This window comes from Pseudomonas sp. NPDC098740, from assembly GCF_044760065.1.
GTDB classification, from domain to species: domain Bacteria; phylum Pseudomonadota; class Gammaproteobacteria; order Pseudomonadales; family Pseudomonadaceae; genus Aquipseudomonas; species Aquipseudomonas rossensis.
Window position 1 is genome coordinate 271742 of sequence record NZ_JBIWAM010000005.1, and the last position, 23999, is coordinate 295740.

General features: G+C 59.2%; 26 protein-coding genes and 2 pseudogenes. 15 read left to right on the forward strand and 13 right to left on the reverse strand.

Going from position 1 to position 23999, the window contains the following annotated elements; genetic code table 11:
* Window positions 1-16: 16 nt before the first annotated feature.
* The 4 genes and pseudogenes from ACIQU2_RS08780 to ACIQU2_RS08795 form a co-directional block, all read right to left on the reverse strand.
* A complete protein-coding gene (locus ACIQU2_RS08780; RefSeq protein ID WP_403140019.1) occupies window positions 17-919 on the reverse strand; it encodes an alpha/beta fold hydrolase in 903 nt (300 codons plus the stop codon).
* Window positions 919-1701, reverse strand: a complete 783-nt coding sequence (locus ACIQU2_RS08785) for a class II aldolase/adducin family protein (protein WP_403140020.1) — start codon at window positions 1699-1701, stop codon at window positions 919-921. The genes ACIQU2_RS08780 and ACIQU2_RS08785 overlap by 1 nt, the downstream gene beginning before the upstream one ends.
* Window positions 1702-1848: 147 nt before the next feature.
* Window positions 1849-2535 carry an LrgB family protein gene (locus ACIQU2_RS08790; protein ID WP_403140021.1) on the reverse strand — a complete coding sequence of 229 codons (687 nt, stop codon included), beginning with the start codon at window positions 2533-2535 and terminating at the stop codon, window positions 1849-1851.
* Window positions 2525-2665, reverse strand: a pseudogene (locus ACIQU2_RS08795) (CidA/LrgA family protein); the annotation flags it as partial. The pseudogene ACIQU2_RS08795 and the gene ACIQU2_RS08790, both read right to left, overlap by 11 nt.
* Between ACIQU2_RS08795 and ACIQU2_RS08800 the strand changes: the two are divergent.
* Window positions 2654-3160: pseudogene (locus ACIQU2_RS08800) on the forward strand (LysR substrate-binding domain-containing protein); the annotation flags it as partial. The pseudogenes ACIQU2_RS08795 and ACIQU2_RS08800 sit on opposite strands and share 12 nt — an antisense overlap.
* Here the strand turns inward: ACIQU2_RS08800 and ACIQU2_RS08805 are convergent.
* Window positions 3141-3596, reverse strand: coding sequence for a flavodoxin (locus ACIQU2_RS08805; RefSeq protein WP_347803031.1), 456 nt, complete (start codon window positions 3594-3596; stop codon window positions 3141-3143). The pseudogene ACIQU2_RS08800 and the gene ACIQU2_RS08805 overlap by 20 nt on opposite strands.
* A 153-nt stretch (window positions 3597-3749) precedes the next feature.
* Between ACIQU2_RS08805 and ACIQU2_RS08810 the strand changes: the two genes are divergently transcribed.
* Window positions 3750-4226: a PAS domain-containing protein gene (locus tag ACIQU2_RS08810; protein WP_347803030.1), complete on the forward strand. Its 477-nt coding sequence runs from the start codon at window positions 3750-3752 to the stop codon at window positions 4224-4226.
* A gap of 54 nt (window positions 4227-4280) precedes the next feature.
* Entirely contained in the window at window positions 4281-4886 is a 606-nt protein-coding gene (locus tag ACIQU2_RS08815) for a hypothetical protein (protein ID WP_347803029.1), read from the forward strand.
* 1 nt (window position 4887) lies between these two features.
* Here ACIQU2_RS08815 and ACIQU2_RS08820 read toward each other — a convergent pair whose 3' ends face one another.
* Entirely contained in the window at window positions 4888-5847 is a 960-nt protein-coding gene (locus ACIQU2_RS08820) for a MerR family transcriptional regulator (RefSeq protein ID WP_403140023.1), read from the reverse strand.
* A 211-nt stretch (window positions 5848-6058) separates the two neighbouring features.
* Here ACIQU2_RS08820 and ACIQU2_RS08825 point away from each other — a divergent pair, with 211 nt between their 5' ends.
* The 7 genes from ACIQU2_RS08825 (at window position 6059) to ACIQU2_RS08855 (ending at window position 10603) form a co-directional block, all read left to right on the forward strand.
* On the forward strand, window positions 6059-6628 hold the full coding sequence (locus ACIQU2_RS08825; RefSeq protein ID WP_403140025.1) for an antibiotic biosynthesis monooxygenase: 570 nt from the start codon (window positions 6059-6061) through the stop codon (window positions 6626-6628).
* 141 nt (window positions 6629-6769) lie between these two features.
* A complete protein-coding gene (folM, locus tag ACIQU2_RS08830; protein WP_403140027.1) occupies window positions 6770-7480 on the forward strand; it encodes a dihydromonapterin reductase in 711 nt (236 codons plus the stop codon).
* Window positions 7481-7502: 22 nt separating this feature from the next.
* Window positions 7503-8063, forward strand: coding sequence for a GTP cyclohydrolase I FolE (gene folE, locus ACIQU2_RS08835; RefSeq protein ID WP_403140029.1), 561 nt, complete (start codon window positions 7503-7505; stop codon window positions 8061-8063).
* Between the two features lie 2 nt (window positions 8064-8065).
* The gene (gene folX / locus ACIQU2_RS08840) at window positions 8066-8437 is read left to right on the forward strand and encodes a dihydroneopterin triphosphate 2'-epimerase (protein ID WP_129438421.1); all 372 of its coding nucleotides are present in this window, start codon (window positions 8066-8068) and stop codon (window positions 8435-8437) included.
* Between the two features lie 69 nt (window positions 8438-8506).
* Complete coding sequence (locus ACIQU2_RS08845; protein WP_095129425.1) at window positions 8507-8803, forward strand: DUF1244 domain-containing protein; 297 nt, start codon at window positions 8507-8509, stop codon at window positions 8801-8803.
* The gene (locus tag ACIQU2_RS08850; RefSeq protein WP_403140031.1) at window positions 8796-9134 is read left to right on the forward strand and encodes a HopJ type III effector protein; all 339 of its coding nucleotides are present in this window, start codon (window positions 8796-8798) and stop codon (window positions 9132-9134) included. The genes ACIQU2_RS08845 and ACIQU2_RS08850 overlap by 8 nt, the downstream gene beginning before the upstream one ends.
* Window positions 9135-9352: 218 nt before the next feature.
* Window positions 9353-10603 carry an aspartate aminotransferase family protein gene (locus ACIQU2_RS08855; protein ID WP_347803024.1) on the forward strand — a complete coding sequence of 417 codons (1251 nt, stop codon included), beginning with the start codon at window positions 9353-9355 and terminating at the stop codon, window positions 10601-10603.
* Window positions 10604-10653: 50 nt separating this feature from the next.
* Here ACIQU2_RS08855 and ACIQU2_RS08860 read toward each other — a convergent pair whose 3' ends face one another.
* Window positions 10654-11226: a hypothetical protein gene (locus ACIQU2_RS08860; RefSeq protein WP_347803023.1), complete on the reverse strand. Its 573-nt coding sequence runs from the start codon at window positions 11224-11226 to the stop codon at window positions 10654-10656.
* Window positions 11227-11590: 364 nt separating this feature from the next.
* On the reverse strand, window positions 11591-12553 hold the full coding sequence (trxB, locus tag ACIQU2_RS08865; RefSeq protein WP_123365291.1) for a thioredoxin-disulfide reductase: 963 nt from the start codon (window positions 12551-12553) through the stop codon (window positions 11591-11593).
* 316 nt (window positions 12554-12869) lie between these two features.
* Between trxB and cysZ the strand changes: the two genes are divergently transcribed.
* Both cysZ and ACIQU2_RS08875 read left to right on the forward strand, forming a co-directional pair.
* Window positions 12870-13622 carry a sulfate transporter CysZ gene (gene cysZ, locus ACIQU2_RS08870; protein ID WP_403140034.1) on the forward strand — a complete coding sequence of 251 codons (753 nt, stop codon included), beginning with the start codon at window positions 12870-12872 and terminating at the stop codon, window positions 13620-13622.
* 40 nt (window positions 13623-13662) lie between these two features.
* A complete protein-coding gene (locus ACIQU2_RS08875; RefSeq protein ID WP_403140035.1) occupies window positions 13663-14862 on the forward strand; it encodes a glycosyltransferase family 4 protein in 1200 nt (399 codons plus the stop codon).
* Window positions 14863-15016: 154 nt separating this feature from the next.
* On the opposite strand, the gene ACIQU2_RS08880 is transcribed toward ACIQU2_RS08875, so the two are convergent.
* The 3 genes from ACIQU2_RS08880 to ACIQU2_RS08890 all read right to left on the reverse strand — a co-directional run bounded on the left by ACIQU2_RS08880 (window position 15017) and on the right by ACIQU2_RS08890 (window position 17400).
* Window positions 15017-16120, reverse strand: coding sequence for an NADH:flavin oxidoreductase (locus tag ACIQU2_RS08880; RefSeq protein ID WP_403140036.1), 1104 nt, complete (start codon window positions 16118-16120; stop codon window positions 15017-15019).
* Between the two features lie 187 nt (window positions 16121-16307).
* Window positions 16308-16790: a glutathione peroxidase gene (locus ACIQU2_RS08885; RefSeq protein ID WP_140681524.1), complete on the reverse strand. Its 483-nt coding sequence runs from the start codon at window positions 16788-16790 to the stop codon at window positions 16308-16310.
* A gap of 124 nt (window positions 16791-16914) precedes the next feature.
* A complete protein-coding gene (locus ACIQU2_RS08890; RefSeq protein ID WP_007901600.1) occupies window positions 16915-17400 on the reverse strand; it encodes a peptidylprolyl isomerase in 486 nt (161 codons plus the stop codon).
* Here ACIQU2_RS08890 and ACIQU2_RS08895 point away from each other — a divergent pair.
* The 3 genes from ACIQU2_RS08895 to ACIQU2_RS08905 are packed head-to-tail and all read left to right on the forward strand — an operon-like array spanning window position 17369 to window position 20773.
* A complete protein-coding gene (locus ACIQU2_RS08895; protein WP_347803018.1) occupies window positions 17369-17707 on the forward strand; it encodes a DUF3565 domain-containing protein in 339 nt (112 codons plus the stop codon). The two genes, ACIQU2_RS08890 and ACIQU2_RS08895, sit on opposite strands and share 32 nt — an antisense overlap.
* A 60-nt stretch (window positions 17708-17767) precedes the next feature.
* Window positions 17768-19867 (forward strand): phosphate acetyltransferase, encoded by a 2100-nt coding sequence (pta, locus tag ACIQU2_RS08900; protein ID WP_095129433.1) that lies wholly within the window; start codon window positions 17768-17770, stop codon window positions 19865-19867.
* On the forward strand, window positions 19868-20773 hold the full coding sequence (locus ACIQU2_RS08905) for an acyltransferase (protein ID WP_403140038.1): 906 nt from the start codon (window positions 19868-19870) through the stop codon (window positions 20771-20773).
* 183 nt (window positions 20774-20956) lie between these two features.
* Here ACIQU2_RS08905 and cysN read toward each other — a convergent pair whose 3' ends face one another.
* Entirely contained in the window at window positions 20957-22855 is a 1899-nt protein-coding gene (gene cysN / locus ACIQU2_RS08910) for a sulfate adenylyltransferase subunit CysN (protein ID WP_403140040.1), read from the reverse strand.
* 9 nt (window positions 22856-22864) lie between these two features.
* Complete coding sequence (gene cysD, locus ACIQU2_RS08915; protein ID WP_403140041.1) at window positions 22865-23782, reverse strand: sulfate adenylyltransferase subunit CysD; 918 nt, start codon at window positions 23780-23782, stop codon at window positions 22865-22867.
* Window positions 23783-23999: the final 217 nt, after the last annotated feature.

The window sequence follows — 23999 nt, forward strand, 5'->3', positions numbered from 1 at the left end:
TAAGGCAGGGGGATAATCAGGAACAAGCGGCCTTGCGCGGCGGTGAAATCATCTGATCGCGAAACTCCAGATAGTGCTTGAGCACCTGCCCCGGCGCCTCGGTTTGCGGGTAGTGGCCAATACCGGGCAACAAGACTGTGTCCGGGTTCGGGATCAGTTCCCGATAACGCTCGACCATGTGCGCGCCGGAGATCGGATCGACCTCACCATCGATCACCCGCAACGGCACTTCACCACGCTGCATCGCGCTGACCCAACGCTCGCGCTGGGCACGCCGCTCAGGGATGTAGGCGATCAATTTATGCATGATCCGTGGCCCTTGATTGCTCTCGATCAAGCTCCAGAAATCGTCCATCTCGCTCTCGGTGGGGCGGCTGTGCGGACCGAAGATCTGCTGGAAACTCTTCACCAGACCGTCACGGGAAAAGGCTCGCCCGATCATCCAGCCCAAGGGGCTGAGCAGGAGTTTTTGCATCAACACCGGGCGATGGGTTTCGGGAAACAGGCCGCCATTGAGGAACACACAACTGGCGATATGAATGCGCGCTTCGTAATGCCGGGCCATCAGTTCCTGGGCCACGCTGTCGCCATAATCGTGAGCCAACAGGTGCACCGGCTGCTCGACTTTCACATGTGCCAGCAAGGCCTGTTGCAGATCGGCCTGCTCCAGCAGACTGTATTCGTGGTCCACCGGTTTGGCGGAGTCGCCAAAGCCGAGCATGTCGCAGGCAATCACCCGATAGCGCTGGGTCAGCGGCTGCCAAAGGTAATGCCAGTCCCAACTGGCGGTGGGGAAGCCATGAATGAGCAACAGTGGCTCACCCTGCCCCGCCGTCCAGTAGCGGATGGTCTGGCCACGGAATACGAACGTCTGGCCGCGTTTGCGCCAGACACACAGGGGGATCTCGGCGAGTGCCATTAGAGTTTATAACCCGCGTCTTGTTTATCGAGTTTGCGCAGCAGCGCCGGCCAGGCCAGCGCGCCGCCCATCCCTTGAGCGCTTTTGGTGACGCCGGCGATCATCGCCTTGGCGCCCGCCAGAATCTGCGGTTCGATGGCGATCAATTCGGCGCCACCGTTCTGCGCCAGCACCTGGATATCGCAGGCACGCTGGAAGGTAAACATCATCAGAAACGTGTCGGCGATGGTCGCGCCGCAGGTCAACAGACCATGGTTGTGCAGCATCAGGAAATTGTTTTCGCCGAGGTCGGCTTGCAGTCGCGCCTTCTCTTCATGGTTAAGCGCAACACCTTCGTAGGCGTGATAAGCCAGGCTGGACAGGACAAATAATGATTGTTGGCTGATCGGTAAAATACCTTGTTTCTGCGCCGACACCGCGACACCCGCCGCGGTATGGGTGTGCAGCACGCAGACGACATCGTGACGAACCTCGTGCACCGCGCTGTGGATGGTGTAACCGGCCGGGTTGATCTCGTAAGGGCTGTCCATCAGCTTGTTGCCGGCCTGATCGACCTTGACCAGGCTGGATGCGGTAATCTCGTGGAACATCAGCCCGAACGGGTTGATCAGAAAATCTTCGGTACCGGGGACCTTGGCCGAGATGTGGGTGAAAATCAGGTCATCCCAGCCATTAAGGGCAACCAGACGATAGCAGGCGGCCAGGTCGACGCGGGTCTGCCACTCGGCGGCACTGACCTGGTCTTTGACACTGTGTGGCGATTGGACGGGGGCTACGTTCACGGCAAGGAACCTCTAATTTTTATTCTTGGGGTTTCTATTGTTTACCGACGTTACAACAGTCTAGTCACCCCCCGGGGATCGTGTAGTTGCATTGGCAGCCAGCTTGATGGCCTAGCGAGTCAGTACGCCAACGAACCTGGATCCATGTCAAAGTACTGCCGCCAACAATGGTGCGGCGAATAGATTTAGCAGCCCCGTCAGAACCATGACTAACCCCGCCACCGAGCCCTCTTCACCCCCCACTTCATGTGCTCGACTGACCCCGGCACCGTGAGCACCGACACCAAACAGCGCCCCTCGAGCCAAGGCACTGCGCAGGGGCAACCACTTGAGCAGAATGCCGCCGAGCATCGCCCCGAACACCCCGGTGAACATCACAAACACCGCCGTCAGTTCCGGTACGCCACCCAGGTCCCGGGCCAGCGGCATGGCAAAAGGCGTGGTGATCGAGCGCGGCACCAGCGACATCGTCACCGAACTGTCCAGCGCCAGCGCCTTGGCCAGCCCGAACGAACTGCCGATGGACGCCGCGCTGCCCGCCAGCATCCCAAGCAACAATGCCGGCCAATGCCGCATCAGCATCTGCCGCTGCCGCCAGATCGGCAGTGCAAAAGCGACGGTAACCGGCCCCAGCACCAGCATCAGCCAATGGGTGTTGCTCGAATATTCGGCATACGCGGTGTGCAGCGGCACAGCGAGCGCCAACAGCAAGGCTGGAACCAGAATCAGTGGCGACAACACATAGCGCCCGGTGCGCCGATAGATCCAGCGACTGAACAGATAGGCCAGCAGCGTGAAGGCCAGCCAGAACATCGGCATCAGCTCAAGCTTCACGAGACCTCCTCCACCGCACCACCAGTTCCACGGTAAAGGCGGTCACCAGCATCACCATCAACGTGCTGACGCCGATCACCAACAAAATTCGCCAACCGTCGCTACGCAGCAGACTGCCGTAATCGAGCAGGCCATTTTGAGTGGAGAGCTGGAACTGGGTGGCAGCCTGTTGACGAAGGACCCGCAGTTCGCCTTCCAGCCTTTCTGCGATGAACCGCTGGATGCCCTGCTGCCGGCCGATCATCCGCTGGCGTCTAAGACTGTGATTGGGCTGGAGGAATTGGCCGACACGCCATTCCTGCTGTATCAGCGCAGCTTCGTGCTCAACGACCGCTTGCTGCAAGCCTGCCAGCAACTGGGTTTTACGCCGAAGGAAGGTGGTCGCAGCGGCCAGGCTGACTTTCTTGCGGCGCTGGTGGCTGCCGGTCAAGGTGTGGTGCTCTTGCCGCGCGTGGTGGCTCGTGGGCTGGTGCGGCCAGGCGTGGTGCGCCTGACCTTGAACGCACCGGGTTATCTGCGTTGGGATATCGCCTTCATCTGGCGTCAGGGCGCGTACTTGTCAAAAGCCGCGCAAGCCTGGCTCGCCCTACTGCGCGAGCGACCGGTCAGCCCCGCAGAACGCTGACCAACTCCTTCAGCCAAGGCTCGGCGTCGGTTTCCGGCGTCACGCTTTCGCTGGCGTCCAGGCGCAGCATGGGCAGGACTTCGCGTAGGCCCAGTTCGCCGAACAATTCGCGCATCAACTCGCCGCCGCCACAAAACGTGTCGCCGTAACTCGCATCGCCCAGGCCAATCACGGCGCCCGGCAAGCCACGCCAGGCAGCAGGCAACTGGTCGCGAATGGCGAAATACAACGGTTGCAGGTTGTCCGGCAACTCGCCCATGCCGGTGGTCGAGGTCACCGCCAGGAAGGCTTCGGGACCAAAGGCCTGAACATCGGCGAGGCTTGCACGCGGGTTGTGCCAGGCTTCGAAACCCGCAGCTTTTAAAATATTTGCGGCGTGGCGGGCGACTTCTTCAGCCGTGCCGTACACCGAGCCGGAAAGGATGGCGACTTTCATCAATCTGATCCTGAAGCTGAGTAAAAAGACGGGGATATTAACAGCCGTGGCAAAAAAGCTGCGATTGACTCTCAATTAACGCTGGTGGCCAGTAGAAAGTTCTCAGTGTTCTTTTAGAATGCATCCCACAATCAAATTGGAAAGGACTCTCCGATGATTAACGCCCACCTGCTGCAAATGGTGATCAACGCTTCCAATGACGGCATCGTGATTGCCGAAAAGGAAGGCGAGCAGGACAACATCCTGATTTACGTCAACCCGGCATTCGAACGCCTGACGGGTTACACCAGCGAAGAAATCCTCTACCAGGATTGCCGTTTTCTTCAGTCCGGGGACCGCGACCAGGAAGCTCTCCCGTTGATTCGCGAGGCCTTGAGCAGTGGCGGTTCCTGCCGGGAAATCCTCAGAAATTATCGCAAGGACGGCACGCCGTTCTGGAACGAGCTGTCCCTTTCGACGGTGAAGAACCCCGACGACGGACAGACTTATTTCGTCGGTGTGCAGAAAGATGTCACCGTACAGGTCAAGGCGCAGCAGCGAGTGGCGCAGTTGGAGGCGCAATTGGCTGAGGTCCAGGCCGAGCTTGCCGCACTAAAAGCGACGAACGGCGAAAACAAAACGAAGAATTGATTGTCATTAACTACAATCACCAGTGACTTTGTAACTATTTCTGTCGAGCAGATCATGCAACGCGACGCACTCCTGACTCAGGATGAGCTGGATTTTATCCAGACCATGCAACACAACCCGCAACTCAATGTGCGGGATGCGACGTCGAGCCTGCTCGTCAACGGTGGTTCACAGATCCGTGACTTACTCACGCGCCTTGCCGCTCATGAGCAAGTCACCATCCAGGCCAACTTCGAAAATCAGCAAATGACCTTCCCGCTGCACCTGGTGGAAGACGAGTTTCATGCGCTGCATTTACGCCTCGGCGTCCCCAGCATTTATGAAGACGGACCGATGGTCCGGCCATGGCGCCTGGTACTCGAAGAACCGGTAGCGCTGGAGAATGCCAATGGCCAGCCCGGTACTATGTGGGTGCACGAAGTGTCGTTCAAAGGGGTCTTGCTGGAAGTTCGCAACAAGACCAAACCGCCCAAACATTTCGCCTTGTGGTTCAGCCCGTCCGGCTATGAGCGCATCGCGTTGCGCGGCGCCTTCGAGAAAGAAACCAAGAACGGCTTCTATGCCTATCAGTTGAATCAGGATGATAAGGACGAAACCGAGCGTCTACGCCAATACATTCTTCAGCAGCATCGGCTGACGCATCCGGCCATGCATCTCTGATTCAAGTGTCCAGGTTGCCTGTCAGGAACTGTTTCAGACGCTGACGCATGACCAATCCTTCGTTACCCAGACATCCAATCGACGAGCCAGCCAGGTTCTCCTGCACCAGATTGGACGCATCCCCCGCCAGCATCAACTGACAATCCAGGCTCAAGGCCAGGCGCTTCAATCGCCGTGGCAACTCGGGCGCAGGCGCGTGATTGGAAACCAGCACCAGCGCCTGGGGTTTGACTCTTTCGCAGACCAGGGTCAACTCATCGAATGGCTGACCGATAGCCAACACTTGAATAGCCGAATCGACACTGCTCAGGAACAGCGCCGTTACCAGCACTTCGAGTTCACGACACTGAGCGTTCAGGGCGCAGACAATCACCCGTCGCGGCTGCATGACACGCACCAGCAGCAGGCGTTGCAACACTCGGGAGCGCAGAAAACCATCCAGGAAAAACCACTCGCTGGCCTGACCGAACGCTTCATGGCGCTGCAGCAGTTGCTTCCAGAGTGGAAGCAAAATGTCCTGAAACACGACAGTCAGGGGATAACTGGAAAAGATCTGTCCATAGACCTGCTCCAGTTGAACCTCGTCAAAGGCACTCACCGCCGACTGAACCTGTTGCTGCCATTGCGTGTAGTCAGCGTGTACGAGTTCATTCGGGATGATGTGCGACAGGGTCTGAAGCGGTGCAATCCTGGTCAGTATCTTGCCAACCTTACTGACGGCAACGCCGCGTTCGATCCAACCAAGGATGCTGTGCACACGATCGATATCGGTCATCGAATACAGTCTGTGCCCACTTTCGGTGCGCGTGGGCTGTATCAGCCCATAGCGGCGCTCCCATGCACGTAGCGTGACCGGGTTGACCCCCGTCAGGCGCGCCACTTCGCGTATCGGAAACAGTTCTTCCTGCTCGAGGGGAATATCGGGCTGCAATACACGGACAACGTCAGTCAGGACAGGCATTTTACAATTCTACGTCCATGTATAAATTGGATCCCATTCTACCTCCCCTGCCCCCATACCATTCAAGACGTTGATGGCGACGAATGTCACTGACGTTCCAGGCAGAATCAGGAATAATCCTTGCTTGTTCCAAGACGCAGCCCTCCACCCCGGCGCTGCGCCTGGCGAAACTCCTATCCGGAGCGACGCGATTGTCATACGGAGATACACAATGTCTACCTCACCCGTCACGCTGATGGTTGCGCGCCGCGTCGCCGATGGGCGTTATCAAGACCTGATCGCCTGGTTGCACGAAGGCGAACAACTGGCCACCGATTTTGCCGGTTATCTCGGTTCTGGCGTGCTCGCTCCGCCGCCCGACGATGACGAATTCCAGATTATTTTCCGCTTCGCAGACGAGCAGACGCTGCATGCCTGGGAACATTCCGTCTCACGCACCGCCTGGCTTGGCCGCGGCAGCGACTTGTTTGCCCATCCAACGGAACATCGTGTCAGCGGCATCGAAGGCTGGTTCGGCGCGGCCGGCCAGCGCCCACCACGCTGGAAACAGGCCGTGGCGATCTGGTTGGCATTCTTTCCGGTTTCCCTGCTGTTCAACTTTGTCCTCGGGCCATTGCTGAGCGACATGGGCCTGCTGAGCCGGGTGTTCATCAGCACCTTGTGCTTGACCCCTCTGATGGTCTACTTCTTCATTCCGCTGTCGACCCGCCTTCTGGCCAGCTGGCTGAACACCCCACCGGCACGGCCGTTGCCCGCCGAGCCCTCCACCCAGAACAGCTAAAAGATCGCAGGCTTCGCCAGCTCCTACAAAAGCGTGACCGTACCGCGCCCTGTAGGAGCTGCCGCAGGCTGCGATCTTTTCAGGGGCAAGACACCTCTCGTCGCTGGTATAGTTTTGCTCTTACCGCGACGCGAGCCGTTCATGACCTCTTTCGTAGCCCCAATCCTCATCACCGGTGCCGGCCAACGTGTCGGCCTGCACTGTGCGCAGCGTTTGCTCGAGGATGGCCAGCCGGTGATCTTCAGCTTCCGCAGTGAACGCCCCGGCGTGCAAATTCTGCGCGACCTGGGAGCGACCGCGGTGTTTGCCGACTTCTCCACTGAAGCCGGAATCTTCGCGTTCATCAGCGAACTGAAAAACCACACCGACAGCCTGCGGGCGATTGTCCATAACGCCTCCGAATGGCTGGCCGAAACCCCGGACACCGACGCCGCAGCCTTCACCCGCATGTTCAACGTCCACATGCTGGCGCCCTACCTGATCAATCTGCATTGTGCCGACTTGCTGCAACGCTCAAGCCCCGCCGACATCGTGCACATCAGCGACGACGTGACCCGCAAGGGCAGCAGCAAGCACATTGGTTACTGCGCCAGCAAAGCCGGGCTCGACAGCCTCACCCTGTCCTTCGCCGCGAAATACGCGCCGACAATCAAGGTCAACGGTATCGCGCCAGCCCTGCTAATGTTCAACCCCGACGACGACGCGGCGTACCGCGCCAAGGCACTGGCCAAGTCCGCGCTCGGTATCGAACCCGGCTGCGAAGTGATCTACCAGAGCCTGCGTTATTTGCTCGACAACCCTTATGTCACCGGCACGACCCTGACCGTCAATGGCGGACGGCACATCAAATAAGCGGCCCCCGCGAGGATGTTCCATGACGTTATCCCTGTCCCAGAGCTACCGCGAGATCCTCATCGGCCTTGGTGAAAACCCCGACCGCGAGGGCCTGCAAGACACCCCGGCTCGCGCGGCAAAAGCCATGCAGTACCTCTGCCATGGTTATGAGCAAAGTGTCGAAGAGATCGTCAACGGCGCGCTGTTCGCTTCCGATGCCGATGAAATGATCATCGTCGACAACATCGAGCTGTACTCGCTCTGCGAACATCACATGCTGCCCTTCATCGGCAAGGCGCATGTGGCTTATATTCCAACGGGCAAAGTGCTGGGCCTGTCGAAAATTGCACGACTGGTGGACATGTTCGCCCGTCGCCTGCAAATCCAGGAAAACCTCACCCGGCAAATCGCCGACGCGGTGCAGCAAGTGACCGGTGCGGCGGGCGTCGCGGTGGTCATCGAAGCCAAGCACATGTGCATGATGATGCGCGGCGTCGAGAAACAGAATTCGACCATGAACACCTCGGTGATGCTCGGCGCCTTCCGCGAGTCGAGCAACACCCGACAGGAGTTCCTGCAATTGATTGGACGGAGCAAGTAGCAATGCCACAACTTCAACCAGGAACGGCACGCATCCGGGTCAAGGACCTGTGCCTGCGAACCTTCATCGGGATCAACGAGGATGAAATCCTCAACAAGCAGGATGTACTGATCAACCTGACCATCCTCTATGCCGCTCAGGAAGCGGTGCGTGACAACGACATCGATCACGCGCTGAATTACCGCACCATCACCAAGGCGATCATCGCCCACGTGGAAGGCAATCGCTTCGCCCTGCTCGAGCGCCTGACTCAGGAAATTCTCGATCTGGTCATGGCCAACGAGTCGGTGTTGTACGCCGAGGTCGAAGTCGACAAGCCCCACGCCCTGCGATTCGCCGAGTCGGTGTCGATTACCCTGGCCGCGAGCCGCTGACCGCGTCTGGCGCATTGTTCGCCAGGCTTTTATCATCCGCGCCACGATTTGATTGCACAGAGCCCCGCCATGAACGACCAACAACGCCTGGAACTCGAAGCCGCCGCCTTTCGCCGGCTGGTCGCCCACCTGGACAGCCGCAAGGATGTGCAGAACATCGACCTGATGAACCTCTCCGGTTTCTGCCGCAACTGCTTGTCCAAGTGGTACAAGGCCGCTGCCGACGAACGCCAGATCGAGGTCAGCCTCGACGACGCCCGCGAAGTGGTTTACGGCATGCCGTACGCCGAGTGGAAAGCCCAATACCAGCAAGAAGCCAACGCCGAACAACAAGCGGCGTTCGCCAAAGGAAAACCCAATGAGTGATTTGAACACCCTGCGCGCCAGCCTCAAGAGCGGCGAACACGTTTTTGCCGACACCCTGGCCTTCATCGCCGCCGGCTACGACTATCAGCCTCAGGCTTTCAACAACGGCGGCGTGGAAAACGCAGCCGGGCAGAATGAAGGCTCGTGCAAGACCCTGGGTCTGGCGCTGCTGGAAGGCTTGAGCGATGAAGAAGCGCTGTTGGCGTTCGGCGAGCATTACCGTTCGGTGGTGGCGACGCCTGAGGGCAGCGATCACGGCAATATCCGCGCGCTGATTGCTCATGGCCTGACCGGTGTGAAGTTCACTCAACAGCCGCTGACTCGCCGCTGACTCAAAATCAAAAGATCGCAGCCTCGTTTCACTCGACAGCTCCTACAGGGATTGTATTTCGCTGTAGGAGCTGTCGAGTGAAACGAGGCTGCGATCTTTTGACCTTCACCGCACATCCCGACTTTTAAGATTGACCCGGCGACTTTATTTCGTTTGCCGGGCACCGCTGCTCACGGCTTAGATAAAAAGAAGCATCCCTTCTTCAGAGTCGGTCATCCATGAGCAGCGAAACCATCAGCCAGTCGATCAACATCGTTCATCCCGTCACGCTCAGCCACGGCAAAAATGCCGAGGTCTGGGACACCGATGGCAAACGCTACATCGACTTCGTCGGCGGCATCGGTGTATTGAACCTCGGCCATTGCCATCCGCGCATCGTCGAGGCCATTCGCGAACAAGCCACCCGGCTGACCCACTACGCGTTCAACGCCGCTCCGCATGCGCCCTACATCGAACTGATGGATCGTCTCGCCGCGTTTATTCCGGTGAACTACCCGGTCAGCGGCATGCTCACCAACAGCGGCGCTGAAGCGGCGGAAAACGCCCTGAAGATCGTCCGTGGCGCCACCGGTCGCACGGCCGTCATCGCCTTCGACGGCGCCTTCCATGGCCGCACCCTCGCCACGCTCAACCTCAACGGCAAAGTCGCGCCCTACAAACAGAAAGTCGGCGTGCTGCCGGGTCCGGTTTTTCACCTGCCCTTCCCGAGCAAGGACAACGGCGTGACCTGCGCGGAGGCACTGAAAGCCATGGACCGGCTGTTCAGCGTCGAGATCGACGTTGATGACGTCGCCTGTTTTATTGTCGAACCGGTGCAGGGCGAATCGGGCTTCCTGACGCTGGACGTGGAGTTCGCCCAGGCGCTACGTCGCTTCTGTGATGAAAAAAACATCCTGCTGATCGCTGATGAAATCCAGTCCGGCTTCGGTCGCACCGGCCAGCGCTTTGCATTTTCGCGACTGGGCATTGAGCCGGACTTGATCCTGCTGGGCAAAAGCATCGCCGGCGGTGTGCCGCTGGGTGCGGTGGTCGGGCGCAAGTCGCTGCTCGACACCTTGCCCAAGGGCGGACTGGGCGGCACCTATTCGGGCAACCCGATTGCCTGCGCCGCGGCGTTGGCGACCCTGGATGAAATGACTGACGCGCACCTACAAGCCTGGGGCACGCAACAGGAAGAAGCGATTGTCAGCCGCTACCAATCCTGGCGCGCCAGCAAGCTGTCGCCGTATCTGGGCCGCTTGACCGGCGTTGGCGCGATGCGCGGCATCGAGCTGGTCAATACCGACGGCACACCGGCATCGGCGCAGTTGACGCAGCTGCTGGCGTTGGCACGAGACGCCGGTTTGCTGCTGATGCCCAGCGGCAAATCACGGCACATCATCCGGCTTCTGGCGCCGTTGACCACTGAGGCGGCGGTGCTGGAAGAAGGGCTGGATATTCTCGAGGCCTGCCTGGCGAACCTTTCCTGAAAAGCAAACTGCGATCCGGCGGACAGCCTGACCGCTGCACGTATTGATAGCTACCCCGGTACCGAGGATTTTTGCGCACAGACACTGCCCGCCCTACCGGCGACTGCAAGCGCCACGCAACAAGCCAGTAACGAGAATGCGGCGAATGCGCCCATCACATGTAGATAAGGCAACACGTGATTCCAGGCTCGAGCCACCCCCAGGAAAGCGGCGAATAGCCAACCGCTCATGGAAAACGCACCCAACAAGGCGAGCCGCGTGCGGCCTGCACTGCGCAGTGCGACGAATGGAGCCTTTTGCAGCAACGGGAAGCCGACTCGATGCAATAATGCACCGTTGAGACTCAGCAGCGCGACGACAGTTACCTTGGCCCAGAGTTTCTGATTGAGCAGATACGCGTCGCCTTCATTGAGATAACCCTGAAGCACCAGCAACAGTCCGCTTGCCCAAAGGGCCAGCAGTGCGAGGCTGACGATCTTCTGAGTTTCATCAAGGTACTCAAGCCTCGCCTGGTCCAGTATTTCCTTGCGCCAACTCCAAAGCTTGTGATCCGCCTGCAACACCCTCCCCAGGGCAATACATGTAGCGAGCAGATGACCGTATACGAGAAGCATTTTGAGCATTGCCTTGACCTTATTATTGTTTTGGCGCTGCGTTCCCTGCTTCGCTGAATTGAAAACGAATGATACAAATTTGCAATTGCATTTTCAAGATGAGCATTCGTTTGTAGGTGCTGGCACCGACCGCGATACAACTGTCATCACACATGGAGGCGGTCATTCCTGTGGCGGATGATGGAGCCGGTCGGCAACCACCACAACACTGTTGTTCGAATCCAGTTCTATGCCACAAAAGGCTTTCAGATTAGCGATGTCAAAAAAATACCCCTCATCGAGGGGTATTTGTGTAGTTACAATCTAGAAAGACCCTAACTATGTATTCCTAGGTGGGGGAATAACCGAGGCCTGTTTTTTCATTGCAACGCAATCAGAACGAAGCGTTCTGCAGATCGTCGAGGTAACGCTCGGCGTCCAGTGCCGCCATGCAGCCAGCGCCGGCCGAGGTGATGGCCTGACGGTAAACGTGGTCAGCCACGTCACCGGCAGCAAAGATGCCTTCGAGGCTGGTGGCAGTAGCGTTGCCGTCACGGCCGCCCTGCACGACCAGGTAGCCGTCTTTCAAGGTCAGCTGACCTTCGAACAACGACGTGTTCGGGGTGTGGCCGATGGCGATGAACACGCCGTCGACTGTCAGCTCGTCGAAGCTGCCGTCGTTGTTCTTCAGGCGGGCACCGGTCACGCCCATGTTGTCGCCCAGAACTTCGTCCAGAGTCGAGTTCAGCTTCAAGACGATCTTGCCTTCGGCAACACGGGCATTCAGCTTGTCGATCAGGATCTTCTCGGCGCGGAAGGTTTCGCGACGGTGGATCAAGGTCACTTTGCTGGCGATGTTGGCCAGGTACAGCGCCTCTTCAACAGCGGTGTTGCCGCCACCGACCACGGCCACTGGCTTGTTGCGGTAGAAGAACCCATCGCAGGTTGCGCAGGCCGAAACACCTTTGCCCATGAACGCTTCTTCCGACGGCAGGCCCAGGTAACGAGCGCTGGCGCCGGTGGCGATGATCAAGGCGTCGCAGGTGTAGGTCGCGCTGTCGCCGGTCAGGGTGTACGGCTTGGCAGCGAAGTCCACGGCATTGATGTGATCGAAGACGATTTCGGTTTCAAAGCGCTCGGCGTGCTCTTTCATGCGGTCCATCAGCGCCGGGCCGGTCAGGCCGTGGACGTCGCCCGGCCAGTTATCGACTTCGGTGGTGGTGGTCAGTTGACCGCCGGCTTGCATGCCGGTGATCAGCAGTGGCTTGAGGTTGGCACGGGCGGCATAAACCGCGGCGCTGTAACCGGCAGGGCCGGAACCGAGAATAATCACTCGCGAATGACGGACTTCAGACATGACCTGCTCCTGTTGACCGGCCCTAAACATCTGGCGCGGAACGCCGGGTTGCCGGCGGGAATAAAAAAGGACCGTTGAAAGCACTTGGGGAAGGCTTGAGCTCGACAGTCCTGTGAAAAGTATGGGGTGCAGCGTATCGAGGGGGCGAAGATTAAGGAAATACGGTTTAACAATCCAGCTCATAGGCGGTCTCTATCCCATCACGATGGATACATAGGCGCCTTTGTTACAGTTAATGTCGATGCTGCTACCGCGCTTTCGCCTGTCAGGCAAAGCCGGTAAGGTCGGCGCGTTTCCCCTTTGCTCGGAGCACGTTATGCCCGCCCCCGTTCTGTCCGGCCCGCAATACCTGCGCGAAGGCCTCAAGCTGGTCCTGAGCCCAAGCCTGCGTTTGTTTGTGCTGTTGCCGCTGATGATCAACCTGGTGCTGTTCGTCGGATTGATCTACCTGGCCAGCCATCAATTCAGCCTATGGGTCGATACGTTGATGCCGTCCCTGCCCGACTGGCTGAGTTTTCTCGGTTATGTGCTCTGGCCGTTGTTCGTGGTGCTGGTGGTGTTGATGGTGTTCTTCACCTTCACCATGTTGGCCAACATCATCGCCGCGCCATTCAACGGCTTCCTCGCGGAAAAAGTCGAAGTCGTGGTGCGTGGCACCGACGACTTCCCGTCCTTCAGCTGGGGCGAGCTGATCGAAATGATCCCCCGCACCCTGGCCCGGGAGATGCGCAAGCTCGGCTACTTCCTGCCGCGCGCCATCGGGTTGTTCATCCTCTCGTTCATTCCTGTGGTGAACATCATCGCTGCACCACTGTGGTTGCTGTTCGGGGTGTGGATGATGGCGATCCAGTACATCGACTACCCGGCGGACAACCACAAACTCGGCTGGAACGAGATGCTCGCCTGGCTGCGCGAGAAGCGCTGGCAGAGCATGAGTTTCGGCGGCAGTGTTTATCTGGTGCTGCTGATTCCGGTGGTCAACATCCTGATGATGCCGGCCGCCGTGGCGGGTGCAACGTTGTTCTGGGTGCGTGAACGTGGCGCGGAAAACCTGGTAGTCCAGCGCTGATTCGGTCACAAATTCATCATCCCACCGTCACACTGACGACATGGCCTCAGCCGACACTGAGGTCATGACGACAGCTCTGCATATCACTCTGATCACCGAAACCTTCCCTCCCGAAATCAACGGAGTGGCCAATACCCTCGGCCGCTTGTGCGACGGTTTGCGCGCGCGCGGGCATCAGGTGGAATTGGTGCGACCGCGTCAGGGTTGCGATCAGCAGCGGGTCAGCGACGATGCGTTGTTGCTGTGCCGAGGCTGGCCGCTGCCGGGCTATCCGGGTCTGCAATGGGGTCAGTCGTCGATGCACAAGCTGTTGCGGCGCTGGAAGCGTCATCGGCCGGACGTGCTGTACATCGCCACGGAAGGACCGCTGGGATTGTCCGCGTTGCGCGCGGCGCGGCGCTTGGGGATTTCGGTGGTCAGCGGTTTTCACACCAATTTCCAGCAGTACTCCAGTCAGTATGGGCTTGGACTGCTGACGCGATTGCTGACCCACTACTTGCGCTGGTTTCATAATCGTTCGACGCTGACCCTGGTGCCGAGCGTGAGCCAAAGAATGGAACTGGAGCGCCGGCATTTCGAGCGCCTGGCGTTGCTGTCGCGTGGGGTCGACAGCCAGTTGTTTCACCCGACCAAGCGGCTGACGTCGCTACGCGAACAGTGGGATTTGGCCGACAGTGACATTGCCGTCATCCATGTAGGACGCCTGGCACCGGAGAAAAATCTCGGCTTGCTTAAGCGCAGTTTCGAAAGGCTGCGTACGACTTATCCACAGAAAAACCTGAAGTTGATCGTGATCGGCGACGGCCCGCAACGAGTGGTCCTGGAGAAAGAACTGCCCGAGGCGATTTTCTGTGGCTCTCAACGCGGCGAAGCCTTGGCCAGTCACTATGCGTCGGGAGATGTGTTTCTGTTTCCGAGCCTGACCGAGACGTTCGGCAACGTGGTGCTTGAGGCACTGGCTTCGGGTTTGGGTGTGGTGGCTTACGATCAAGCGGCGGCGGCTCAGCACATTCGCCATGGCTACAACGGTGTACTGGCGATGCCGGGGGACGAAGAGGCGTTTTGCGATGCGGCGTGTTGGCTGTTGGAGGAGCGCGAAACCTTGCGCTGCGTGCGGCTTAACGCGCGTCAGCATGCGAGTCGCCAAGGGTGGGCAGCGATTATCGAGCAGTTTGAAGGGCAGTTGCGCGGGGCTTGTGTTGGGGAGCAAGTGGTGCCGAATGCACCGATCGCGCCCTGAATTTTTGGTGACATTGAGTCAGCCATCGTCGGAACGCCGCCCGGAGCAAGCTCGCTCCCACATTCGACCGCATGTCTCTGGAAGAACGCGGTCACCTGTGGGAGCGAGCTTGCTCCGGGCGGCGTTCCGACGATGGCGTCAGTGAAAGCGCCGCTTAAACCAGAGTCATCAACGCCTCACGGCTGAACGGCAGGATGTCTTCTTCACGGCCGTCACGCACTTTCTGCGCCCAGTCCGGGTCCACCAGCAGCGCACGACCTACCGCCACCAGATCGAACTCATCATTGTTCAAACGCTCCAGCAGTTTTTCCAGGCTGGCCGGCTGCGCGATCTTGTCGGTGTTGACCATGAACTGCAGGAACTCGCCATCCAGGCCGACACTGCCCACGGTGATGGTCGGTTTACCGGTGAGTTTGCGGGTCCAGCCGGCCAGGTTCAGCTCGGAACCGTCGAACTCCGGCTCCCAGAAACGACGCGTCGAGCAGTGGAAAATATCCACGCCGGCGTCGGACAATGGCTTGAGGAATTCACCCAGTGCCTCCGGGGTTTGCACCAGACGCGCGGTGTAATCCTGCTGCTTCCACTGAGAGAAACGGAAAATAATCGGGAAGCCTTCGCCGACCGCTGCACGCACCGCCTGGATCAGTTCAATGGCGAAACGCGAACGGTTGGCCAGGCTGCCGCCGTATTCGTCGGTGCGCTGGTTACTGCCTTCCCAGAAGAACTGGTCCACGAGGTAGCCGTGGGCACCGTGAATTTCCACGCCGTCCATGCCGATGCTCTGGGCATCTTTGGCGGCCTGGGCAAATGCGGCGATCACGTCCTGGATATCTTGCTTGGTCATGCCGTGAACCACGACCTGACCGTCCTTCAATTTCTCCGACGGACCGTAACCCGGCACGCTGGCGTCCGGCTCGGTGCCGATGCGGCGCACGCTGCCGACATGCCACAGCTGAGGAACGATCTTGCCGCCTTCAGCATGAACAGCCTCGACTACTTTTTTCCATCCAGCCAGCGGCGCTTCGCCGTAGAAATGCGGCACGTTCGGGTAACCGTTGGAAGCCTTGTGGCCGACGGTGGTGCCTTCGGTGATGATCAGACCCACACCCGCAGCAGCGCGACGACGGTAGTACTCGATCACTTTGGAATTGGGAACGCCACCCGGCGAAAACGAACGGGTCATCGGCGCCATGACGACGCGGGTCGGCAGTTCGAGGGTGCCGAGGTGGAACGGTTTGAACAGGGCTTTGACGGGCATGGGACGCTCCACGGGAAATGACTTTATGACGGCGATAATATGGAGAGTCGCAAGCCTTGAACAGCACTATTGATTTAAGTGATTAAGGATTAGAAACGAAAAAAGATCGCAGCCTTCGGCAGCTCCTACGGGTGTTCACATTCCCACGTAGGAGCTGCCGAAGGCTGCGATCTTTTGATCTTTCTCTTCAGCTCAGGGCTTTTTCAATCGCATGAACGACAGACGGATCATCCGGCGCCGTGCGCGGCGAGAACCGCGCCAGCACGCGACCATCCTTGCCCAGCAGGAATTTTTCGAAGTTCCAGGTAATGTCACCGGGAAATTCAGCACCCTCGCCCGCCAGCAGACGGTACAGCTGATGACGATCATGACCGTTGACTTCCAGCTTGCTGGACAACGGAAAGCTCACGCCGTAGTTGAGGCTGCAAAACTCCTGGATCTCTTGCTCGGTACCCGGTTCCTGCCCGGCAAACTGGTTGCACGGCAGGCCCAGCACGCTGAAGCCTTTGTCCTTGTATTGCTGGTAGAGGTTTTCCAGCGCCGCGTACTGAGGGGTCAAGCCACATTTGGAGGCGACGTTGACCACCAGCACGACGTGCCCTTTGAAGGGCGCCAGAGGTAGCTCCTGACCATCCAGGCCTGTCAATTTAAGGTCGTGAAAAGCACTCATGACGAACTCCAGATTCCCGTGTTCTTCTCGAAACAGCCACTTGGCGGTGTCACCAGGGACAGCCGCGGACTAAAAAGGCGCCCCTCGGGCGCCTCTCCAGTTCTCGAAAGCTTAGCGCAGAAAATCAGTGGTGATGACCACCTTCGCCATGGACGTGACCATGAGCGATTTCTTCCTGGCTGGCGTCACGAATGTCGATGATCTTGACCTGGAAATTCAGGCGCTGACCGGCCAACGGGTGGTTGCCATCGACGGTGACATCGTCGCCGTCCAGATCGCGAATGGTGACGATCTGCATCTGGCCGTCCGGAGCGGATGCGTGGAACTGCATACCCACTTCCAGCTCGTCGACGCCTTCGAACATGCTGCGGCTCAACGTGCTGACCAGTTCGGCAGCGTATTCGCCGTAGGCATCTTCAGGTTCTACGGCAACCGTCAGTTCGTCACCGACTGCTTTGCCTTCCAGCGCCTTTTCCAGGCCCGGAATGATGTTACCTGCGCCTTGCAGGTAGACCAGCGGCGCGCCGCCGGCGGAGCTGTCGATGACCTCACCAGCGTCGTTGGTCAGGGTATAGTCGATGGAGACAGCCTTATTGGCGGCGATCAGCATGGGGCGAGACCTTTTGCATAAGAATGAAGAATGGCCAAGTTTAGCGAAGCAATCGCCCGAAAGCGAACACAACCCGGACAGACGGGTGACGGCGAAAGGCTCGACGGTCACAGGCTTCCATCAAGATGAGGACGGGCACTGGGTGGCCGAGCTTTCCTGCGGTCACACCCAGCACCTGCGCCACCAGCCACCGTGGCAATCGCGCGCCTGGGTCCTGGACTCCACGCAACGTATTAAAAAAATAGGCCAGCCCTTTGATTGCGGTTGGTGCGCACAAGGCTCGGTTAGCGCTAACCTTGGCGACTGAATTTCGGTAGAAGGCCAGTCATAGGCGTTCACCATTGCCATGCACCTTTAGAGAATCCGCATGCAAACTTTTTTTATCGCACCCACCGATTTTGGTGTGGGTCTGACCTCCATCAGCCTCGGGCTGGTACGTACCCTTGAGCGGGCCGGCCTCAAGGTCGGCTTTTTCAAACCGATTGCCCAGCCGCATCCGGGCGACACCGGGCCTGAACGGTCCACTGAACTGGTGGCGCGCACTCACGGTTTGAAACCGCCTCAGCCGCTCGGTCTGGCGCACGTCGAGCGCATGCTCGGCGACGGTCAGCTGGACGAGTTGCTCGAAGAAATCATCACCCTCTATCAGCAGGCGGCAGTCGGCAAGGATGTGCTGATCGTAGAAGGCATGGTCCCGACCCGGAGCGCCAGTTATGCCGCGCGGGTCAATCTGCACTTGGCGAAAAGCCTCGACGCCGAAGTGATCCTGGTCTCGGCACCGGAAAACGAAGTGCTGACCGAACTGTCCGGCCGAGTGGAATTGCAGGCGCAATTGTTCGGCGGTCCGAAAGACCCGAAAGTCCTCGGCGTGATCCTCAACAAGGTCAAAACCGAGGAGAGCATGGAGGCCTTCGCCTCACGCCTGAAGGAACACTCGCCATTGCTGCGCAGTGGCGATTTCCGTCTGCTGGGTTGCATCCCGTTCCAGCCGGAATTGAACGCCCCACGCACCCGCGACGTCGCCGATCTGATGGGCGCGCAGATCCTCAATGCCGGTGATTACGAAACCCGGCGCATGACCAAAATCATCATTTGCGCCCGTACCATGCGCAACACTGTAGAGCTGCTCAAGCCCGGCGTGTTGGTGGTGACGCCCGGTGATCGCGATGACATCATCCTCGCCGTCAGTCTCGCGGCCATGAACGGCGTACCGCTGGCCGGCCTGTTGCTGACCAGCGACACCCTGCCCGACCCGCGCATCATGGACCTGTGCCGTGGCGCGTTGCAGGCTGGCCTGCCGGTGTTGTCGGTGAGCACCGGCTCCTACGACACCGCTAACCAGTTGAACGGTTTGAACAAGGAAATCCCGATCGACGACCGCGAGCGCGCGGAGATCATCACCGACTTCGTCGCCAGCCACCTCGACGCCAAGTGGCTGCACCAGCGCTGCGGCACGCCACGGGAAATGCGCCTGTCGCCCGCCGTGTTCCGTTATCAATTGATCCAGCGCGCCCAAGCCGCAAACAAGCGCATCGTCCTGCCTGAAGGCAGCGAGCCGCTGACCGTGCAAGCCGCAGCGATCTGTCAGGCGCGCGGCATTGCCCGTTGTGTCTTGCTGGCGAAGCCGGCAGACGTCGAAGCCGTGGCTCGCGCCCAAGGCATCGAGCTGCCGCCGGGGCTGGAAATCCTCGACCCGGACCTGATTCGCGAACGCTACGTCGAGCCGATGGTTGCCCTGCGCAAAACCAAAAGCCTCAACGCGCCGATGGCCGAGCAACAACTGGAAGACACCGTGGTGATCGGCACCATGATGCTGGCGCTGGATGAGGTCGACGGCCTCGTGTCCGGCGTCATTCACTCCACCGCCAACACCATCCGCCCGGCCCTGCAGCTGATCAAGACCGCGCCGGGCTGCACGCTGGTGTCGTCAGTGTTTTTCATGCTCTTCCCCGAGGAAGTGCTGGTCTACGGCGACTGCGTGATGAACCCGCACCCGAGCGCCAGCGAACTGGCAGAGATCGCGCTGCAAAGCGCCGACTCGGCAGCCGCCTTCGGCATCACCCCGCGCGTGGCGATGATCAGCTACTCCAGCGGTGAATCGGCCAGCGGCGAAGAAGTCGAGAAGGTTCGCGAAGCGACATTGCTCGCCCACGAGCAACAAAACTCGCTGCTGATCGACGGCCCGTTGCAATACGACGCCGCCGCCAACGAAACCGTTGCCCGGCAACTGGCGCCGAACAGCCAGGTCGCCGGTCGCGCCACAGTGTTCGTGTTCCCCGACCTGAACACCGGCAACACCACCCACAAAGCCGTGCAGCGCAGCGCCGACTGCGTCAGCCTCGGGCCGATGCTGCAAGGCCTGCGCAAACCGGTGAACGACCTGCCGCGCGGCGCGCAAGTCGACGACATCGTCTACACCATCGCGTTGACCGCGATTCAAGCTGCCAACCGACCTTTGGATCTTTAAATGCTGGATTCCCTACCTGCACCGCTGCGAGGCGTGATTGCCTCGCTGCTGTTGGCGCTGAACACGATTGCCTGCTGCACACCGCTGTTCATCGTCGCGATTTTCAAACTGCTATTGCCCTTCCCCGCCGCCCAGCGTTTTACCGATTGGCTGATGAGCCATATCCACGAAGCCTGGATCAGCAACAACAAGGCCTGGATGGACTTGCTCGGACACACGCGCTGGACACTCAGCGGCCTAGAAGGTCTGGACTATCAGCACTCGTATTTGATCACCAGCAACCACCAGAGCTGGGTCGACATCATGGTGTTGCAATACGTGCTGAACCGGAAGATTCGCCCGCTGAAGTTCTTCCTCAAACAGGAACTGATCTGGGTGCCGGTGATTGGTCTGGCTTGGTGGGCGCTCGGCTTTCCGTTCATGAAGCGTTACTCCAAGACCTACCTGGAGAAGCACCCGGAGAAGAAAGGCAAAGACCTGGAAACCACCCGCAAGACCTGCGACAAGTTCCGCCATAACCCGGTGGGGATTTTCAACTTCGTCGAAGGCACGCGTTTCACCGAAGGCAAGCATGCCCAGCAGAAATCGCCGTTCAAGCATCTGCTCAAGCCAAAGGCTGGCGGTATTGCATTTGTGCTGGATGCCATGGGTGAGCAACTCGAAGCCATCGTCAACGTGACCATTCACTATCCGGCCGGCCGTCCCGGTTACTGGGATTTGCTCTGTGGAAATGTGAAGGATGTGGTGGTGCACTTTCAGGAGCTGAAGATTCCGCCGCAGTTCATTGGCAAGAACTACGACCAGGATGGCGAGTATCGACTGCAGTTTCAGGGCTGGATTAATCAGCTGTGGGAAGACAAGGATGCGTTGCTTGCGCAGATGCATCGGGAGTATCCCGCCAAGTAATCAGGTGACTGTACCGGCCCTATCGCGGGCAAGCCCGCTCCCACAGGAATCGAGTCGCACGCAGTAGACGTGTACACCACAAAACCCTGTGGGAGCGGGCTTGCCCGCGATAGCGATCTTGAGGACACAAAAAAACCCGCCGATGATCACTCATCGGCGGTTTTTTTTATTGGCGGCTAACGCTTAGATCGCGCCACGTTTACGCAGCAGATCCAGCACTTGCTTGACGCTTTCTTCCAGCGACAGCGACTGAGTGTCGACCACAAGGTCGGCGTCCAGCGGCACGTCGTACGGGAAGGAATCGCCCGGGATGTTATCCCCGGCCGCTGCGTACAGGCCTTGTGGGTCACGCTCGGCACAGACCGTCGGAGAGGCCTGGACGTAGACCGTCAGCAGACGCTCCTTGCCGATCAGCTCCCTGGCCTGCTCACGACCTTCGGCACTCGGCGCAACGAAGGCTGCCAAGGTCAGCAGACCGGCTTCGTTGAACTGACGCGCAACGTGCGCCGCGCGACGCCAGTTCTCGGTACGCCCGGCGCGGTCCTGTGGCAGACCTTTGTTCAGGTCGTGACGCAAGTTCTGACCATCGAGTACAAACACCGCACGGCCCATGTCGAACAGCTTGCGTTCAACCGCGTAAGCCAGGGTGCTTTTGCCGGCGCCCGACAAGCCGCTGAACAACACGGTGGCCGGTTGCTGGCCGAAGCGCTGGGCGCGTTCTTCGGTGGCGACGTGCGCCAGTTTGCCGTGATGCGTGCTGGTGCCATGGCTCAACGGCTGGGCGATGATCATGCCGGCCGCGACGGTGCCATTGGTTAAACGATCGATGACGATGAACGAACCGGTGGTGCGGTTACTCGCGTAACCGTCCAGCGCGATGGCCGCGTCAAGACTGATCTTGACCCGACCGATCTCGTTCAAGTGCAACGAACTGGCCGGACCTTCTTCCAGGGTGTTCACGTCAACACGGTTGACGATGCTCGTGATCGAACCCGGCACGTAGGTAGTCGCGCGCTTGATGTCGTACTTCTTGCCCGGCAGCATCGGCTCTTCGGCCATCCACACCAGCATGGCGTCGAAGGCGTCAGTCACTTGCGGCAAATTGTCGGCATGCACCAGCAAGTCGCCGCGGGAGATGTCGATTTCGTCTTCCATGGTCAGCGTCACCGCTTGCCCAGGACCGGCGTGCTCCAACTCACCTTCGAAGGTGACGATGGATTTCACACGGCTGCTCTTGCCCGACGGCAGCACAACGACTTCGTCGCCCTTGTGTACGACGCCGCTGGCCAGGGTGCCGGCGAAACCACGGAAGTTCAGGTTCGGACGGTTGACGTACTGCACCGGGAAACGCAGGTCGGTGTAGTTGCGGTCGTTGGCGATCTCGACGGTCTCGAGAATTTCCATCAGCGACTGGCCGGTGTACCACGGCGAACGCTCGGACTTGTTCACCACGTTGTCGCCTTTCAGCGCCGACATCGGCACGAAGGCCATGGTGCTCGGCTTGAACGCGATGCCTTCGGCGAACTTCAGGTAATCGGCCTTGATCGACTCGAAGACTGTTTCGTCGAAGCCGTTGAGGTCCATCTTGTTGATGGCAACAACGATGTGTTTGATGCCGAGCAACGAGGCAATGAAGCTGTGGCGACGGGTCTGGGTCTGCACGCCGTAACGGGCGTCGACCAGGATGATCGCCAGGTCGCAGGTGGACGCACCAGTGGCCATGTTGCGGGTGTACTGCTCATGGCCCGGGGTGTCGGCGATGATGAATTTGCGCTTGGCGGTGGAGAAGTAGCGGTAAGCGACATCGATGGTGATGCCCTGCTCACGCTCGGCCTGCAGGCCGTCGACCAGCAATGCCAGGTCGATGTCATCACCGGTGGTGCCGACTTTTTTCGAGTCGCGGGTAATGGCTTCCAGGTGATCTTCGTAGATCATTTTGGAGTCGTGCAGCAGGCGCCCGATCAGGGTGCTCTTGCCGTCGTCGACGTTGCCACAGGTAAGAAAGCGCAGCATTTCCTTGCGTTCGTGCTGGCCCAGATAGGCGAGGATGTCCTCGCTGATCAAATCAGATGCGTGCGACATGACAACCCCTTAGAAATAACCCTGACGTTTCTTTTCTTCCATCGAGCCTGCGCCATCGTGATCGATGACCCGGCCCTGGCGTTCGGAAGTTCGCGTCAGGAGCATTTCCTGAATGATGTCGGTCAGGCTGGTGGCCTCGGACTCGACCGCACCGGTCAACGGGTAGTCGCCGAGTGTGCGGAAACGGACCTTCTTCTTGACGATGCGCGCCTTGTCTTCATCGCTCAGATGATTGAGCAGGCGCTCGTCGTCGATCATGATCCAGGTGCCATTCATCTCGATGACGTCGCGCTCGGCGGCGAAATACAGCGGCACAATCGGGATGCCTTCGAGGTAGATGTACTGCCAGATGTCCAGTTCGGTCCAGTTCGACAACGGGAAAACACGGATCGACTCGCCCTTGTTGACCTTGCCGTTGTAGACGTTCCACAACTCGGGACGCTGGTTTTTCGGGTCCCAGCGGTGCTTGGTGTCGCGGAAGGAATACACGCGCTCTTTGGCGCGGGACTTCTCTTCGTCACGACGGGCACCACCGAAAGCGGCATCGAAACCATACTTGTCGAGGGCCTGCTTGAGGCCTTCGGTTTTCATGATGTCGGTGTGCTTGGCGCTGCCGTGGGTCAGCGGGTTGATGCCCTGCGCGACGCCATCGGGGTTCACGTGCACGATCAGGTCCAGGCCGAGGTCTTCGACCATGCGGTCGCGGAACGCGTACATTTCCTTGAACTTCCACCGGGTGTCGACGTGCATCACCGGGAACGGCAGTTTGCCCGGGAAGAATGCCTTGCGCGCAAGGTGCAGCATCACGGCAGAGTCTTTACCGACGGAGTACAGCATCACCGGGTTATCGAACTCGGCGGCGACCTCGCGGATGATGTGGATGCTTTCGGCCTCCAGCTGTTTCAGATGCGTCAGTTTGTCGACCATGGCTACTCACGAAAACGATCTTATGGACGGCCAGCGGGCCGTGTTCGAGCGGGGAATCCTAGCACAGCGACCTCTTCTAATCAGGACGTGAGCTAGATCGAAAGGGTATATGAATATACCCCCTCGTTTGGGCTACGCTCTCTGTAGGAGCTGCCGAAGGCTGCGATCTTTTGACTTTGATTTTCAAGATCAAAAGATCGCAGCCTTCGGCAGCTCC